The organism is Streptomyces sp. NBC_00654 (assembly GCF_026341775.1).
In the GTDB taxonomy this organism is placed as follows: domain Bacteria; phylum Actinomycetota; class Actinomycetes; order Streptomycetales; family Streptomycetaceae; genus Streptomyces.
In genome coordinates this window covers 4225582-4242169 of record NZ_JAPEOB010000001.1, presented here as the reverse complement: position 1 = coordinate 4242169, position 16588 = coordinate 4225582, and the positions used below count along the sequence as shown (strand labels likewise).

Here is a 16588-nt window from a genome sequence, read left to right as displayed (position 1 = left end):
GCACCCACACCACCCGCGTCCACTCCACCCACCCCGGCACCCGGCGCTTCATCGACCGACTCATCACCCCCGCCGCCTGACCTGCGAAATCCCTCACCCCGTCTTGGAACTCCCCCTCGGTGGCCTCTACCTGACCATCCACCGCATCCCGCCCTGGTGCCTCGCAGCCGCCACCAGCATCGGATCACTCGCCGAAGCCGGCTGGCTCGGACACTGAGCGAAAACTCCTGGCTCTGTTCACGTCGCAGCACAGCGATTCGACAGCAGCTGGGAAACAGTGCCCGCGCTGGATGTTCAGGGAAACGGGCAGCAGCTCGGTACATCGACCGCGGCAGGCTCACTGAGCTGAACATGACCCCGGACCACTCGCTGCCCATCCTCGGCAGGTCGCGGAGATCCGCCGGGGGGAGGACCCGCCAAACCAGTCGCCGCAGACACCCCGCTCACGCTGGGGGGTGGCCTCTTTTTCCTTCGTCAAGGTCGTGGTGCCGGGTGTGCGGGCTTGGGGGTGGCTATGCGGCCTGGATGGCAGTGAGGGTTTTGGGCTCGTAGAAGGTGCCGTCGCGGAGCATGGCGAACAGGACGCTGATGCGTTGGCGGGCGAGGCGGAGGAGTGCTTGTGTGTGGGTCTTGCCGCGGGCGCGTTGGCGGTCGTAGTAGGTACGGAAGGCAGGGTCTGCGTTCATGCAGGCGAAGGCGGAGAGGAACATCGCGCGTTTGAGCTGCCGGTTTCCTCCTCGTGGTACGTGTTCGCCGTGGATCGAGGTCCCGGACGACTTGGTTGTGGGGGCGAGGCCGGCGTAGGAGGCGAGGTGGGCTGCGCTGGGAAACCCGGTGCCGTCGCCGACCGTGACCAGCCGGACGGCAGCGGTCCTGACTCCGACCCCGGGCATCGAGGTCGGGACCGGGTGAAGAGGGTGGGCCTCCAACAGGGTGCTGACCTGGGCTTCGAGCGCTCTGCGCTGGTCGTGGACCGCTGCGAGCGGGGTGGCCAGGGACGCGATCACGATGTCGGGGGTGCCCGTGCCGGGAACGATGACGGTCTGTTCGTCGAGGGCGTCGAAGACGTCGTCGACCAGCCTCTATGCCGCCGTCCGCGGGGCCTTGGGCCGGATGAGTTCGACGAGTCTGCGGCGGCCGGCTTTCCTCAGGGCGGCCGGGGACCCATATCGTTCGAGGAGCCTGGTGACAGCCGGGTGGTCCGGTCGCGGGCCCAGGACGCGCTCCAGGCCGGGATGGAACTGGGTGAGCAGGCCGCGTATCCGGTTGGAGGTCCGGGTGGCCTCGGCTGCGAGGTCCTGGCCGAAGCCGGTCAGGACCGTGAGCTCGGCGGTGAACTCGTCGGTGTGTTCCAGCGAGCGCAGAGTGCGGGGCATTGTCCGGGTGGCGTCCGCGATCACCGCCGCGTCCTTCGCGTCGGTCTTCGCCTCGCCGGGATAAAGATCGGCGATCCGCCGCATCGCGAGTCCGGGCAGGTAGGCGACCTGGCAGCCCGCGTCCCGTGCGACGGTCAGGGGCAGAGCACCGATGGCGGCGGGCCGGTCGACGATCACCAGGACGGTGCCGGACTTCGCGGTCAGTTTGTCGAGGACGGCCCGCAGTTTCGGTTCGCTGTTGGGCAGCTGCTTGTCGAAGATCTTCTTCCCGGCGGGGGTCAGCCCGTGGGCGTGATGGGCGCTCTTGCCGACGTCCATGCCCAGGAACACGCCCACGTTTTCTGTGTCGAACATCGCGCCGCTCCAGGCGAGTTGAACGTGTGGGCCTCGGCATGGGTGTCGTACGCGCGCCTCCACGTCATGCAGACCTGCCGCCCGCGAGCTGCCCGGCATTGCATCGGGCCAGGCGGTGGCCGGACCTCTCATCAGCGTCTCCGACGGCACCCCACGGACTCGGTGCCCCCCAGGTCATCGCTTCGACAGAGGGGGACACAGTCATGCCGGGCCCGGAGGCCAACAGCCCCATTGCAGGACCGCGAAAAAGATAACGGGGGATGAAGCACAAGCCGTGGGAGGTCGAGGACGGGCTGTGGGAGCGGGTTGAACCGCTGCTGACGGTAGTGAAGCGGCGCTACCGCTATCCCGGACGTCAACGGCTTGACCAGCGCTTGGCCATGTACGGGACCCTGTTCGTGCTGTACACGGGGATCCGGTGGGAGTTCCTGCCGCAGGAGCTGGGCTTCGGCTCCGGGACGACCTGCTGGCAGCGACTGCGCGACTGGAAGGAGGTCGGCGTGTGGCAGCAGTTGCACGAACTCCTGCTCGCCGAACTCCGAGCTGGGGGACGTCTTGGACCTGTCCCGCACATCCGTCGACGGCTCCCACCTGCGGGCTCTGAAGGGCGGAGACGCCACCGGGCCCTCGCCAGTGGGCCAGGGCAAGACGGGCAGCAAGCACCACGTCATTCTCGACGTCCACGGCATACCCCTGGCCGCCACCATGACCGGTGGCGACCGCAACGACGTCACCCAGCTCCTGCCCCTGATCCACGCCGTACCGCCCATCCGCGGCAAGCGCGGACAACCCCGTCAGCGCCCCGACGTCCTTTACGCCGACCGCGGTTACGACCACAACGTCTACCGCCGCCAGGTCCGTGAGCTGGGCATCCGCCCGCTCATCGCCCGGCGGGTCACCGAGCACGGAAGCGGCCCGGGCAAGAACCGCTGGGTCGTAGAAGCGGCCTTCGCACTTCTGCGCTGGTTCCGCCGACTGCGTATCCGCTGGGAAGTCCGCGCCGACATCCACCAGGGCCTTCCTCACTCTCGGCTGCGCAATCATCTGCTGGCGACGCCTCAAGAAAGCTGATCCGAGCCCTCAGCCCGAACCGCCGACCAGGGCCTCGCCGAGCGGCGTGCGCCGGTAGAGCACCGATCGTCCGGACCGGGCGCGGACGAGCAGCCCCGCGCCTCGCAGGATGGCGAGGTGGTCTCCTACCGCGCCGGGTGCCATGGCGAGGCTTCGGGCGAGGTGGCTGGTACTGGCCGGGGCGTCCAGCGCCAACAGCAGCCGGGCTCGGGCCCGGCCGACCAGAGCGGTCAGCGCGTCCGGTCGGGGGACGGCCTCCTGTTCGCCCCACAGGCCGGCGGTGCCGCGGGCACGATAGACCAAGGTCCTGGGCCAGGGGTCTTCCAGGTGGGCGGCGATATGCCCGACGAAGACCGAAGGGATCAGCAAGAGCCCGTCGCCGGCGAGGCGGACTGTTCCGCCTCGGAAGAAGCCGATCTCGATACCGCCGGCGCGCCAGGCGATGCCCGGGTGCAGGCTCTCGATGGTCGTGGCCCAGCCGTGTTCACCGATCACACCCACCCGGTGCACGACATCGCGCTCACAGATCGCGCGCAGTTGCGGCCAGTCCGCGGCGAGCAGCTCGTGCCACGCCTGGTCCATCGCCTCGGCGATCCTGGAGACGGCGTCCGGTGAGTCCAGCACTGCGCGTACGCGGGGGTCACGGGCGGACGGGCCGGTCGCGGTGGCGGCGAATTCGTGGCGGGCCGCTTCCAGCGATGTGGCCCGGATCATGGCCAGGTCGTCCGCCCAGGTCTGGTTGAGGCCGCGCGGGGGCGGGGCGACGAAGTTCGGTCCGCCTTGCGGGGCCTGCAGCGCGAGGGCGGCGTTCAGTTCGGTCTCGCGGCGAAGCCGTTCAAAGGCCGGCAGTAGCCGGGTGGCCCAGGCTCGCGGCAGCGGCCGGTCTTGGCCGACGAGCAAGCGCAACAGCAAGCAGAGGTCCAGCGCGGGCGACAGTGCGAAGCGGCTGCGCAGCAGGTCCTCGACGGAGACTTCGAAGCGGAGCACCTGGCCATGCTACCGCGGGGCGTCTGTTCAGATTCGTCCAGCGACGAATCATTGGTGAGTGACGTGGGCGCACGGCGAGGCTGGGCGTCATGACCCCAACCACCGAACCCGCGCAGGTCAACCACCGTGCCACCTACCGGGAGGTGCTGGCCGAGCCGCGCTTCCGGCTGCTCTTCTCAACCCGCACCGTCGCGATCACTGCGGACGCGCTGCGAATCACCACGTTCTCGGTTCTGGTTTTCTCGGCCACCGGCTCCGCGCTGCTGAGCGCACTGGCCTTCGGCATCGGCTTCCTCCCGCAGCTGTTCGGTTCGCTGTTGCTGGGCTCACTGGCCGACCGGCTGCCGCCCCGCGCGCTCATCACCGGCGGCTACGCCTTGACGTGCGCCGCCGCCCTGCTGCTCGCCCTGGTGCGGATGCCGATCGTGGCAAGCCTCGGTGTCGTGGCGCTGGTCGCCCTCGCCACACCGGTGTTTCACGGCGCGTCGAGTCGGCTGGTCGCGCAGTGGCTGGAGGGCGACGCCTATGTACTGGGCCGTTCACTGAACAACATCGCTGCCTCCGGCGCGCAATTGTTCGGTCTGGCGCTGGGAGGTGCGGCCGTCGCGGTGCTCGGCCCGCACCGGGCGCTCGCGGTAAGCGCCGCCCTCTACCTCGGCTGCGCACTCGCTATCCTCATCCGGCTACCCCGGCTGCAGCTGGGAGAGTTCGGCGGCACACCCGGCAGCGCCCGGGGCGCTGGCGGGGCCGTCCGGGCAAGCCTGCACGGTGCCGGCCTGCTGCTGCGCGGACACACGGTGCGACAACTGATGCTGGCCCAGTGGCTACCGCCCGCGTTCGTAGCGGGCGCGGAGGGCCTGATCGTCGCCTACGCGGGAGAACGCCACTTCGCGCCCGGCTGGTACGCGGTGCTGATGGGCTGTCTGCCGGTCGGCATGCTTGTCGGTGACCTGCTGGTGGGTCGATTCCTGCGCCCACCCACCCGGGAGCAACTGGTAGTCCCGTTGATTGTGCTGATGGGACTGCCGCTGGTCGGCTTCGCTGCCGAGCCCGGAGTGGGCGTCTCGTCCTGTCTGCTGCTGCTCTGCGGCTTCGGATTCGCCTCCGGTCTCGGCCTGTAACGGCCGTTCCTGGACGCCCTGCCGCAGGACGGCCAGGGCCAGGCCTTCGGTCTGCTCGGCTCCGGCAGCATGACCCTGCAGGGCGTCGGGCCGGCCTGCTTCGGCTCGGTGGCCGCAGGCATCGGAACAGGCGGCGCAATCGCCCTGGCAGGCGGCGCGACGGCGCTTACCGCCGGCTGGATTCTCACCTGGCACCCGCCCGCCTCCCCGGTCCCTGTCCCTGTCCCTGTCCCTGTCCCTGTCCCTGTCCCGAAATACTCAACGGAAGCGGAGAACGGCACCGAACAGCATGCGCGCAGCTCTCCAGCGCAGTAATCGTCGCAGGCCGGGTCGGCCACGAGCCGTCACGCACCCGGCGACACACGCAGAGGCGGCGGTACGTGACCGAGCCGGCCGACCCGTCGATCCTGATCATCCCGACCGACCCGAAACTACCGAGCCCTGGAGTTGACATGACTGACATGATCGTGCCCGACCCCGTCACGCGGGACATTCTCGCGATCTTCGAGAACGTGCGCTTCCGGCTGTTCGAGCGTATGAAGGACCTGACCGACGCCGAGTACCACTGGGAGCCGGTGAGCGACTGCATCAGCATCCGCCCCGGCGAGGACGGCGTCTTCCGCGTCGCCACGCTATTTCCGGAATCGAGTCCGGAGGTACCGGACCCCTTCACGACGATCGCCTGGCGCATCTGGCACATAGGCAGCCTCTGCCTGCGCGGCTATGTGATCCACTTCTTCGAGGACATCCCCGAGTTCGGTGACCGCCACGAGTGGCCGGGCACCGCGAAAGAGGGCGTCCAGGCGCTCGCCGAGGACTGGGAGCACTTCACTTCCCGTATCGCGGCCCTCGGCGACAAGCGCCTGTTGGCGCCGATAGGCATGGGCCCCGGCGGTTGGGCCGATGAGACCTATCTGAAGCTCGCGCTGCACGCTCTGAAAGAGGTCACACATCACGGCGGCGAGATCGGCCTGCTGCGCGACCTGTACCTGCGCGAAGGCGTCTGATTTCGGCGGTGTGCGACCTTGTCCGGCGGCCGTATGCCGCCAGACAACGGCCGGGGTCGGCAGCGATCCCCTTCCTCCCGGTCCACTCATCGGCCGCGTCCGGGGCACGCAGCGACCTCATACCGCCGGGCAGATCGGGCAGCCGCAAGGAGGAGCGGCCCAGCATCTCCTTATCTGGACACCTTCGAGTGACGCCTGAACCGGCGCCGTGGCCGCGGAGGTACAGGTCTCGTTGGGCCGTCCGAGTGCAGGCTTGGGGAGGCCTGTGTGCGGGTGGTCAAGGAACGCGATGACGGTGTCGTACGGCTTGTGCGGTTGGTCGACGGGGACGGTGAACAGGTCACGGCGGCCTGCCGGTTCCTGGATCATCTGGTCGACCGGGGTTTCTCTCCGCACACGATCTGCGCGTACGCGTACGACCTGCGGCGCCTGTTCACCTTCCTCACTGCTGAGGGCATGGACTGGCGCCAGTTCCGGGGCCCGGACGCCCTGCGACTGCTGGCATTCCTGCGGCGGGCACCGTCGCGCCGCCCCGCCCAGCGGCTGGGCCTGACGGTCGTGGTCGGCGGTCCGGAGGCACCGGGCAGTCTGCTCGCGCCGGCGACGGTGAACCGGATCTTGGCTGCCGTCTCCAGCTTCTACGACTGGGCGGTGATTGCCGAGGAGTACGACGGCGACTCCCCAATGCAAAAGCGCCTTGACCCGGCACTTGCCCGGGTGCCGGACCGGCATCAGCCGTTCATGGGCCGCGCGAGCCGTCAACAGCCGACACGCCGCACGGTGACGGTCAAGCAGCCGCGGCGGCTGCCGCGTCCGGTGGACGAGGCAGTGCTGGAGAAGTTCATCGGGAGTCTGAAGCGGCTGCGGGACCTGGCGGTGTTCTTGCTGATGCTGGACGGCGGGCTGCGGCCGGGCACCGAACGGGTGGTGGACCTGCACGAGCCTCGCACCCTGGAGGCGGTCAGCCGTTATGTGATGCACAAGCGTCCCCTCGATGCGACCAGCCCGTTCGTGTTCTTGGTCGGAGGGAAGGGCACCCACCGTCTGGAGCCGCTGGGCTACGACGCGGTGGTGCGGCTGTTCGCGCGGCGGCTGGACAAGCTCGGCCTGCGCACGCCGGAGACCACGCCACACGCGCTGCGGCACACTCACGCCACGGCGATGTGGGAGGGCGGGATGCGGGAGCTGTCGCTGCAAAAGCGATTGGGGCACGCGTCGCCGGAGTCGACGAAGGTTTACACCCGGGTCTCCGACGAGGCCGTGCTGGCCGACTACACCCGCGCGCTGGAGAACAAACGGTGACCGTACTCGCCCTGGCGCCGGCCTCGGAACCGGACCGCCGTCGGTGCCACGCGCCGAGGGAGGAGTACTTCGCATGGGTCCGTGCGACGTTCGCCGATGCTCCGGCGTCGATCAAGTCCCGCCGCTACTCCTACAACCGCTTCCTCAAGCACTGGCAGGACCTGGAGGACTGGTTCGCCGAGCCGTTGCTGGTCCGCCTGGACCTGCACGAACGCGTCGCGCACGAGCCAGGCAAACGCACCGGGCCGTCCCACGACGCAGGCCCCTATCTCGCCTACCTCTCGCTGGTGCACGGCATCCGGCTGGACGCCGACTACGTCCTCAGCCGGAACTTCGACAGCCTGTTCGTCCCCAAGGCGGCCGCCGACCTCGGGCTGGACCTGGATCTGCTCGATTCGTTCTCCGCCCGCATGCTCCAGCTCGGTTATGCGCCCGTCAGCGGCCGGTCCGTCCTGACCTGGACCTTCACCCGCCTTCTCCTGATGCGTGGTGACCCCGATCTGCACGCGATCCGGCTCGACGACCTCACCGCGCTCGCCGAAGAGATCAAACGCTACTGCGCCCGGCCGGAGGCCGGGTTCGTGCGAGCCAGCCATGTCTCCAACGCACGCCGCCGCCTGCCCATGGACCAGCTCGCCGAGATCTACCAGAAGGCGTGTCTGACCAGGCTTCACGGCGTCCATGTGCTGCTGTTCAACATCGGACAGGTCCCCGAGCCGCCGTTCCACGGCCTGAAGACCGCCGAACTCTGGCGGGCCGAACTCACCCCTCCCGAGACGCCGCCAGGGCTCGCCGCCCCGGTGAAGCGCTGGCTTTCGGGCCGATTGCAGACCAGCGACCGCGCGGAGTCCGTCCGCCACTCACGCGACGCCTTCCGCTACTTCCTGCGTTGGCTCGCCCAGGCCCACCCCGACATCGATGCGATGACCCAGCTGGAGCGGCGGCACATCGAGGGCTTCATGGCCCACCTGCACGAGCACATCAACACCCGCACCGGACGGCCGCTGACGGCACGGTCCCGCTACACCTACCTCAGCCCGCTGCTTCAGTTCTTCCGCGAGACCAGCCAATGGGGCTGGAACGATGTCCCGGGCCGGCCCCTGCTCGGCCGCTCGGACATGCCCAAGCTCCCCTCCGCGCTGCCGCGATTCATCCCCCGGGCCGAGCTGGACCGCCTCATGGATGCCGTTGAGGAACTCGAAGACCCGCACCAACGCGCCGCTCTGCTTCTGCTGCGCTGGAGCGGCGCCCGGCGCGGGGAGATCGCACGGCTGACCCTGGACTGCCGCAAGGCCGGGCTCTTCGACAGCGACGGCAACCCCACCGTGCCCCCCACCCCCACCACCGGTTTCGCCACACGGTCGGCACCCAGCTCGCCGAAGGCGGCGCCCAGATCCAGACGATCATGGCGATCCTCGGGCACCGCAACGCGCAGATGTCGGCCACCTACTCCCACATCAGCAACCCCGTCCTGAAGGAGCAGTACGAGAAAGTCATCGCCGCCGGCGGACGGATCGCGGGACCAGCCGCCGAGGAACTCCTCACCAGCAGGATCGGCGAGGACACCCTGAACTGGCTCAAGACCAACTTCTTCAAGACCGAACTCGAACTCGGCCACTGCCTGCGGGCACCCGCCGAAGGACCCTGCGAGTGCGATCTTTACCTTCGTTGCTCGAAGTTCCTCACCACGAGCGAGTACGCCCCGCGCCTGCGGTCCCGCCTCGCCCGTGAGCAGCAACTCGCCCAGGACGCCGTTGAACGCGGCTGGCCCCGCGAGGTCGAACGACACAACGCCATCGCCGACCGAATCCGCGGCCTCCTCGCAGACCTCGGCGAGACCCCCGAACCCAGCCCTGACGACCACTGCTGACCAACCCATCCTCAACAGAGGAAAGCCGATCCGCCCCACCTACAGGTCTGCCCGCGAACCCGTGCAAGATCTTCGCTATGAACTCGCTGAACGACACCACCTGGGTAACAACACGGGCGGACCTCGTCTCCTACATCAGACAGCTCAGCCAAGAGGCCGGGGTCCCTTCCAGCGGTTGGGAGAACCAATCACTTGACCGCTACCTCGAAGCGCTCAGTTCCTGGACCAACGATATGGACGGCTACTTCATCAACCGCGGAGAGTCCGTTCCCGACCGGCCCGACTGGAGCTTGATCGCCAGCATGTTGAGAGCGGCTTGCTTCTACGAGTGAGCCCTCACTGTCCCAGAAATCGTCCAGATAAATGTTGATGTGGTGCCGCCCGAACGGCGGGAGACGGGCCACGTCCAGAGATCGCAGACGTCGTGCTCCTGGTGCTCGCCGCCGATCGACTGGCCGACGCCGACGCCGACGCCGTGCCGCACGTCGGCCGGACGACGCGCTCGCAGTACCAGTCCCGCCACCACGCAGCGCTGACCGCTCTGTTCGGCTCGCGTACACGCAGAGCGCGAGGAAGCGGCCCCTTGTCGATGGACACCGAGAAGGGGTCGCCGTCTGTCGCCGGGCAGGATCAGGTACTGCTCGGGGACGGCATCGGCCCGGCCGGAACGGACGCGTCGTCGACCATCGACTGCGGGATCCCCGTGGTGGGGGAACTCCCGGCCGGATGCGGTCAACGACCGGGGACAGCTCTTTGTGCATGCGACGCGCAATGGGATCGGAGCGTCTCCCAGTCGGCCTGCATGCCCGCCGCTGGTGTTCTCTGAAGAGTGAAAGCGGCCAACTTACCGGTGAAGAATGACTGCTGGCATCTGGCAGGTCCGGACACCCGGCAGAGGCAGGTCCGAGCTGCGGATGTTCGCCGAGGAGCACTGTTCCCTGTCAAGTTTGTCTGTTCAGGACGCTGAGCCCTCGTCGGCTTGCTTCCTAGCCCAGCGCGGGCTCCACCACACCAGGTCGAACTGCACGCCTTGCGGCAGCGGCTCGCCTGGTCCCGAGAGCCGATCGAGGCCATGAAACTCGAAGGATGGCGTCCTGATGAATGGTGCGGTGGGGACCGTAAATCCCGCAGTCCGTGACCTGGACAAGGCGATCGGTTCGGCGGCGCGTCGGATCTACCGGTGCCGCACGCGCCGGCGGCTCATATCCGTACGGTGACGGTCATGGCACAGGCCTCACCGGTCTGTCGGTGAGGCCATGATGCGCCTACATTCCGGCCTTGGCGCTGCACACCGGCCAGGCCCCCGGGCCCTGTGCGGCCAGGACCTTCTCGGCGACGGCGATCTGCTGCTGCGCGGTGGCCTGGTGGGCGGACGCGGCGTACTGATGACCGCCGAAGGCCTGCCACGTGGACGGGGTGAACTGCAGGCCGCCGGAGAAGCCGTTGCCCGTGTTGGCGGACCAGTTTCCCGACGCTTCACAGTTCACCAAGGCGTCCCACTGGCTGTTTCCGGTGGTGGCCGCGGAGGCGCTGCCGGCGCCCGTGAGCGCGACCGCCGCGCCGGCGGCGGCGACGGCCGCACTCACGGCCATACGGCGGAACAGGGAAGAACGACGGATGGCCGGGCGCGCGGAGTGATGAGCCGGCGTGCTGGTGGTGCTGAACAATTCAGGTGCTCCGTTCGGAGGCGGCAGGGACTGTCGCGCCGTCGGCGCCGGGTGTTGCCGGTGCGCTGGGCGACCCCTCCACTCTGGCGGCCGCGACGGCTGGTTCCGAGAGGCTTCCAGCACGCCGCGAAGGCCCTCAGTCATCGGCTCCCGGCCTGCCCGTCGGGACTTCGGCCCTGGGTCGAAGGTCCCGGGCCCGTGGGCTCGGGCGCCATTCCGAGAGGGGTGCGCACAGCTGACGACCGGGACGTTCTGCCTTCGGCACGGCGTATGTGACGCCGTTCACCCATCACCCGGGAAACAGGCACAGAACATCACCTGAACTGCGACAACGTGCACCGGGGTCACCGCGAGGTGACCCCCCTCACGGCAAGGCTGCCGCGGGCGAGATCCACGTCGGCCGTCAGGACAGCGACGATGCCGTTGCCCGGGGCCGCGTGCACGGCCGCCAGGGCGACGGTCGGGCGCCCGACGGGGTCGTGGCGTGGTCGAACGGGCCGGCCCAGCAGGTCGCTGGGCACGGTCTGCGGAACCCCGGTCAGGTCGTCTTTCGGCTGGGGCGAGATCGCGGTGCTGGTCCAGGTGACGTCGTGCCGCTCTTCGCCGGTCAGATCGACCGGCTCGGGCGAGCAGCGCAGCCGGTGGTGAGGAAGGGGAGGCAGTCACGGGCAGCCGATCTGGCTGATGGAATCTCGCTTTCGATCACACTCCCCTTGTAGGCGAGGACGTTCGGCGTGATGTGCCGGTGGACTTGTGGAAGTCCTTCGAGGGCAACCTCAGAGTTCTTCGCCGCCCTGGTGGCGGTCATCGGCGGCGCGGTCGGGACGAAGACGCAGGCGAACGGCGGCAGGGCTCAGACGGCGGCGCGGGAAGCGGCAAACATTGCTGCCGAGGTTCAGCGTGTGACAACGCTGTCGGGCGTTGGGCAGGTCCAGGTCGCCGAGTTCGTCCAGAGTGTCCGCGAGGCGGTTCGGCTGAGCGACCGTTTGCATCTGGAGCCAGACGACGGAGACCTGTACAACCGGGTGCACGCCGCATATCAGACGGGTTCACGAGTCCCGGTTCTGGCTCACTTTCCGGATGCTGTTGGCGATCCTGGGTGGACAGGTCGCGGCGGAGCCGCTGGGAGCGGTCCCGGGCCACGCTCTGCGGGACGGTGCGATGCCCGGTGAGAAGTAGCCGCTGAGTCGGACGATGTCTCATCCCGGCTACCGTCAGCTCATGTTGGACTTGGGTTCTGGCCAGCCTCGGTAGCGGCAGTTCCGCAGGTCGTGGGCATGAGCGGTCTCGGAGACGGTGGCCTCGCTGCCTGCGCGGATTGCGTTTCCGGCGCCCTTCGGTCGTCGTCTGTTCGGCCCTGTTCCGCGTCTGGATTTCTTGGAGAGGTTGCGGCATCAGGAAGACGTGACGGCCCTTGCCTCCGACGTTGCCGGTGCGTTTGAGCCGGTCGACGCCTTCGCGGCAGGCGTTACGCGGCCGGTGAACGGCCCGGCTTCGCCACGCAGGACTTCCGCATCAACGGGCAAGCCGACAGAAACTGCCCCACTCAACAACGGCAGCACACCACCCCCAGCGCGAACAGCCCCTCGGAGGAAGGCTTCACCCCACCGAGCGAAGATCACCATCAGCATCCAGAATGTGTGCCAGAACTCAGCGAGGTTCTGGCACACATTCTGGAAAGACCCTGCTGGCTCGGCTTCGGTCTGAGGAGCGAGGCACACGACCAGCACCGATCGGACGCCGCGGAGTTCGCTGAAGCCCAAATCAAGATCGCCTCAGCCTGCGGAGCCGTGCCACTCGGCCGTGGCATCGATGTTGGCGTCGGCCTGGCGGGCGGCCGCGGCCGGGTCGTGGTCGTACAGGGCGGCCATCAGGTCCTCGTGCCCGGCGGGGGCCGCTCCGTCGAATCCGGGCAGCTTCCAGAATTCGGACATCGAGGCGCGCAGCGGTTCGGCGAGGTTGCCGTAGAGCTCAGCGAGTAGTGCGTTGCCCGAAGCCTCGACGACACGGATGTGGAACTCCCAGTCCGCGGTGACCCATCCTTCGAAGTCCTTGGCCGTCCAGGCTTCGGCGCGGCGCTCCAGCGCGGCGGTCAGGGCAGCCAGGTCCTTGTCGGTGGCGCGGGTGGCGGCGAGCCGGGCGGCCTTGCCCTCCAGGGCGGCGCGGACTTCGAGGAGCTCGGTGGAGGCCCGGTCGGCGTAGAGGCGCTGGACCGCGCCGGAGAGCTCGCTGGCCGCCCGCACGTAGGTGCCGTCGCCCTGGCGGACTTCCAGGAGGCCCGCGTGGGCGAGGGCACGCACGGCTTCGCGGAGGGTTCCACGGGCGACCTGGAGCTGGCGCATCAGCTCGGGTTCCGGCGGGATCCGGGTACCTACGGGCCATTCGCCGGCCGTGATCTGTCGGCGGAGCGTGTCGAGCACCTCGGCGGACAGCGTGGGGCGGCGTACCGGTTCCAGCGTCATGAGGGGATCATACATTGGATGATTTGACCTTCAAACGTCAGACGTTTTACGTTTGATCCATGGCTGAGACCACCTTCACTCCCAGCAGGCCCGTTGGCCGCACCCGTGCCGCCTGGCTCGCCGGAGCGGGCGTGGTGCTCATCGCGCTCAACCTCCGTCTCGGCATCAGCAGCGCCTCAGCACTGCTCGACGCCCTGCGGACCGACCTCGGCTTCGGCTCGGCAGCCGCCGCAGCACTGCCCGCCCTGCCGACCCTGAGCTTCGCCGCCGCCGGCTTCTTCACCGGCCGCGTCGTCGGCCGGCTCGGGGCCGAGCGGACCGTGCTGCTCGCGCTCGCGGCGCTCACGGCCGGTCTCGCTCTCCGGGGCATCCCCGCCACCTGGGCGTTGCTCGGCGGAACCGTCGTCGCCATGTCCGGCCTCGCACTGTGCAACGTCCTGCTGCCGACACTGCTCCGGGCCCACTTCCCGGCCAAGGTCGCGCTGCTCACCGGCGTGTACACGACCGTGATGGCGCTCGGTTCGACGCTGGGCGCGGCTGCCGCCGTACCACTGGCCGTGTGGGCGGGTTCGCCCTCCCTGGGGCTGGCCGGGTGGGCGCTGCCTGCGCTGCTCGCCACGCTGGTATGGGCGTTCGTACGAGCTCCCGCGGCTCGATCCGTGTCGGCCGCGGATACACGCGGGACATACGTGTCGCCATGGGCGATGGCGCGTACCCGGCTCGGGGCGCTGGTGACCGCGTACTTCGCACTCCAGGCGCTGAACTGTTACGCCATCATCGGCTGGCTGCCCACGATGCTGTCCGAGCAGGGCATGTCGGGCGGCGGCGCGGGCGCCGTCCTCGCGGTCTCCCAGGCCGTCGGGATTCCGGCGACTTTCCTGGTGCTCGCCTTCGCACGCGCGCCGGGCCGGCTACGGCCCGCCTTCATGACGATCTCGGCGGCCATGCTCGCCGGATTCACCGGACTTCTCGTCGCTCCAGTGGCCCTGCCGGTTGTATGGGCCGTACTGGTCGGGCTGGGATTGTGTTCCTTCCCCCTGGTGCTGGCAGTAATCGGCAGCAGCGGCAGCAGCCCCGCCGAGACCACCGCCCTGTCCAGCCTGTCCCAGTCGCTCGGCTACCTGGTCGCCGCTCTCGGCCCCTTCGCCGTCGGCCTGCTGCACAGCACCTCCGGCGGCTGGACCCTGCCGATGGCCGCGCTGCTCGTAACAGCGGCCGCACAGCTCGTCATCGGGATGGCGCTCTCCGCCCACCGGCGCTGACCCTGCGGAACCTGGGGAGCAGGGCTCGCATGTGGGGAGGGACCGCCCAGGCTCACGCCGCCTGAGAGGGCGTCAAGACCGTTTCCGGTGGCGGCCTCGTCCGAGTTGGGTGAGGAAGCCTTGGCGGACGGAGCGTCCGAGGCGGCTGCGGGTGATGTTGACGGTCGCCTCGTCGGTGGGCATGCCGAGGGGTTCGTACAGTTCACGGGCTGACGCGACGAAGGCACTCACTTGGTGGGCTCGCGATTGTAGAGCTTCTTGGCCCACAGGTAGCCGCCCACAACGATCAGGGCGCACCAACTGATGGTCAGGATTGCACTGTTATCGATCGGGGTGCCCATCAGTAGCGCACGCAGAGTTTCGATGAACGGGGTGAACGGCTGGTATTCGGCGAACCACTTCAGCCCGGCCGGCATCGAGTCGGTAGGGGCGAACCCACTGCCCATCATGGGCAGGATCATCAGCGGCGTCAGCATGTTGCTCGCGGTGGCGACGCTCTTGGCGACCATGGCCAGTGCGACCGACAGCCAGGTGAGCGCGAGGATGATCATTACGAGCACGCCTACCGCGCCGAGCCATTCGCCGAAGTCCGCGGTCGGCTCGAATCCCACCAGCAGCGCGACCCCGAAGACGGCAGCGATACTCAGCAGGGTCTGGATCAGGCTGCCCAGCACATGGCCGGTGAGCACCGAGACCCGGGCGATGGCCATCGTGCGGAATCGGGCGACGATACCCTCGGTCATGTCGATGGCTACCGAGATCGCCGTGCCCTGGGCCGCGGTCGCCACAGTCATCAGGACGACACCGGGGACGACGTAGTTCACGTAGGCGTCCCGGCCGCCCGACGGCCCGCCAAGGCCGTTGCCGAGGATGCCGCCGAGAACGTAGACGAACAGCAGCAGGAAGACCACCGGAACCCCGGCGGCCGTCAGGATGAGCGCCGGGTAACGCAGCATGTGCCGCAACTGGCGGCGCAACATGGTCGCCGAGTCGGCAAAGGCGCTGGAAACGCTGCTGGAAACGCTGCTGGAAACGCTGCTGGAAACGGTACTCACTGGCCGGCCTCCAGTTCCGTGACTGGGTTGCCCGTCAGGGCGAAGAAGACGTCATCGAGATCGGGGGTATGGACCTGCAGTTCGTCCACGGTGAGCGAGGCGTGGTCGAGCCAGTCCAGCAATGCGCGCAACGACCGGACATCGCCCTGGCTGGGGATCTGCAGGGTGCATGCCTCATCGTTGCGGGACACCACGTCCAGCGTCCGGGCTGCGTGGTCGTAACCGTGTGGGTCGGCGAACCGCAGGGTGACATGGCCGCCGCCTACCTGCCGCTTGAGCTCCTCGGGCGAGCCCTCCGCCACCAGCTTTCCCCCGTGCAGCACCGCGATCCGGTCGGCGAGTTGGTCGGCCTCCTCCAGGTATTGAGTGGTGAGGAAGATCGTGACGCCCTCGTCGTCCACCAGCCTGCGGATGATCTCCCACATGGTCCGCCTGCTGCGCGGGTCCAGCCCGGTGGTCGGCTCGTCGAGGAAGATCACCCGAGGCCGGCCGACCAGCGTCATCGCGAGGTCCAAGCGGCGGCGCATCCCACCGGAGTACGTCACCGCAGGCTTCCGGGCCGCGTCCACCAGATCGAACCGCGCCAGCAGGTCCGCGGCAGACTGCCGCCGTTCCCGGCGGGGCAGGTGGTTCAGGCAGGCCATCAACAGCAGGTTCTCCTCGCCGGTGAGGAAGCTGTCCACTGCGGAGAACTGGCCGGTGACGCCGATCGCGGCGCGCACCTCGTCCGGATCCCGGACCACATCGTGGCCGGCGACCCGCATCTCCCCCGCGTCGGCACGGATCAGCGTCGACAGGATCTGCACCACGGTGGTCTTGCCCGCACCGTTCGGGCCGAGCAACGCGAAGACGGACCCCGCGGGGATATCGAGGTCGATGCCGTCGAGCACCACGTGGTCGCCGTACACCTTGCGTACCGCAGTCGCCACGACTGCGGATTGACCGAGATCGGTAGTCATGGGTTTCACTCCCGTTGGTGAGATCCGGCGCCACACGAGCACTTTCACAACTCGGCGAAAGTTACGTTGCATCCACAGGACCGTCAATCATTTCT

At 68.6% G+C, this 16588-nt stretch carries 11 protein-coding genes and 5 pseudogenes; 8 read left to right on the top strand and 8 right to left on the bottom strand.

The features are described from left to right. Positions 1-512 precede the first annotated feature (512 nt). Positions 513-1730 (bottom strand): annotated as a pseudogene (locus OHA98_RS18030) (IS110 family transposase). Positions 1731-1990: 260 nt separating this feature from the next. Between OHA98_RS18030 and OHA98_RS18025 the strand changes: the two are divergent. Further along, a pseudogene (locus tag OHA98_RS18025) lies at positions 1991-2859 on the top strand (IS5 family transposase). Here the strand turns inward: OHA98_RS18025 and OHA98_RS18020 are convergent. After that, positions 2811-3788 carry a winged helix-turn-helix domain-containing protein gene (locus OHA98_RS18020; RefSeq protein WP_266927002.1) on the bottom strand — a complete coding sequence of 326 codons (978 nt, stop codon included), beginning with the start codon at positions 3786-3788 and terminating at the stop codon, positions 2811-2813. The pseudogene OHA98_RS18025 and the gene OHA98_RS18020 sit on opposite strands and share 49 nt — an antisense overlap. Before the next feature lie 89 nt (positions 3789-3877). Between OHA98_RS18020 and OHA98_RS18015 the strand changes: the two are divergent. The 6 genes and pseudogenes from OHA98_RS18015 to OHA98_RS17990 form a co-directional block, all read left to right on the top strand. After that, positions 3878-5104: pseudogene (locus OHA98_RS18015) on the top strand (MFS transporter); the annotation flags it as partial. Between the two features lie 185 nt (positions 5105-5289). Next, positions 5290-5916: a DinB family protein gene (locus OHA98_RS18010; RefSeq protein WP_266927000.1), complete on the top strand. Its 627-nt coding sequence runs from the start codon at positions 5290-5292 to the stop codon at positions 5914-5916. Between the two features lie 309 nt (positions 5917-6225). Beyond that, positions 6226-7218 carry a tyrosine-type recombinase/integrase gene (locus OHA98_RS18005; RefSeq protein WP_266927942.1) on the top strand — a complete coding sequence of 331 codons (993 nt, stop codon included), beginning with the start codon at positions 6226-6228 and terminating at the stop codon, positions 7216-7218. Positions 7219-8455: 1237 nt separating this feature from the next. Beyond that, positions 8456-8620 (top strand): annotated as a pseudogene (locus OHA98_RS42915) (hypothetical protein); the annotation flags it as partial. 3 nt (positions 8621-8623) lie between these two features. Next, positions 8624-9088, top strand: a complete 465-nt coding sequence (locus OHA98_RS17995) for a hypothetical protein (protein WP_266926997.1) — start codon at positions 8624-8626, stop codon at positions 9086-9088. Between the two features lie 77 nt (positions 9089-9165). Continuing rightward, the gene (locus OHA98_RS17990; RefSeq protein WP_266926995.1) at positions 9166-9420 is read left to right on the top strand and encodes a hypothetical protein; all 255 of its coding nucleotides are present in this window, start codon (positions 9166-9168) and stop codon (positions 9418-9420) included. Positions 9421-10374: 954 nt separating this feature from the next. On the opposite strand, the pseudogene OHA98_RS17985 reads toward OHA98_RS17990, so the two are convergent. The 4 genes and pseudogenes from OHA98_RS17985 to OHA98_RS17970 all read right to left on the bottom strand — a co-directional run. Beyond that, a pseudogene (locus tag OHA98_RS17985) lies at positions 10375-10680 on the bottom strand (transglycosylase family protein); the annotation flags it as partial. Between the two features lie 419 nt (positions 10681-11099). Next, entirely contained in the window at positions 11100-11276 is a 177-nt protein-coding gene (locus OHA98_RS17980; RefSeq protein ID WP_266926993.1) for a hypothetical protein, read from the bottom strand. A 255-nt stretch (positions 11277-11531) separates the two neighbouring features. Continuing rightward, complete coding sequence (locus tag OHA98_RS17975) at positions 11532-11786, bottom strand: hypothetical protein (protein ID WP_266926991.1); 255 nt, start codon at positions 11784-11786, stop codon at positions 11532-11534. A 744-nt stretch (positions 11787-12530) separates the two neighbouring features. Continuing rightward, positions 12531-13217 carry a FadR/GntR family transcriptional regulator gene (locus OHA98_RS17970; RefSeq protein ID WP_266926989.1) on the bottom strand — a complete coding sequence of 229 codons (687 nt, stop codon included), beginning with the start codon at positions 13215-13217 and terminating at the stop codon, positions 12531-12533. 59 nt (positions 13218-13276) lie between these two features. Here OHA98_RS17970 and OHA98_RS17965 point away from each other — a divergent pair, with 59 nt between their 5' ends. Beyond that, positions 13277-14479, top strand: a complete 1203-nt coding sequence (locus OHA98_RS17965) for an MFS transporter (RefSeq protein WP_266926987.1) — start codon at positions 13277-13279, stop codon at positions 14477-14479. A 227-nt stretch (positions 14480-14706) separates the two neighbouring features. Here OHA98_RS17965 and OHA98_RS17960 read toward each other — a convergent pair whose 3' ends face one another. Both OHA98_RS17960 and OHA98_RS17955 read right to left on the bottom strand, forming a co-directional pair. Beyond that, the gene (locus tag OHA98_RS17960; RefSeq protein ID WP_266926984.1) at positions 14707-15534 is read right to left on the bottom strand and encodes an ABC transporter permease; all 828 of its coding nucleotides are present in this window, start codon (positions 15532-15534) and stop codon (positions 14707-14709) included. Continuing rightward, entirely contained in the window at positions 15531-16493 is a 963-nt protein-coding gene (locus OHA98_RS17955) for an ATP-binding cassette domain-containing protein (RefSeq protein WP_266926982.1), read from the bottom strand. Before OHA98_RS17955 ends, OHA98_RS17960 begins: the two co-directional genes overlap by 4 nt. Positions 16494-16588: the final 95 nt, after the last annotated feature.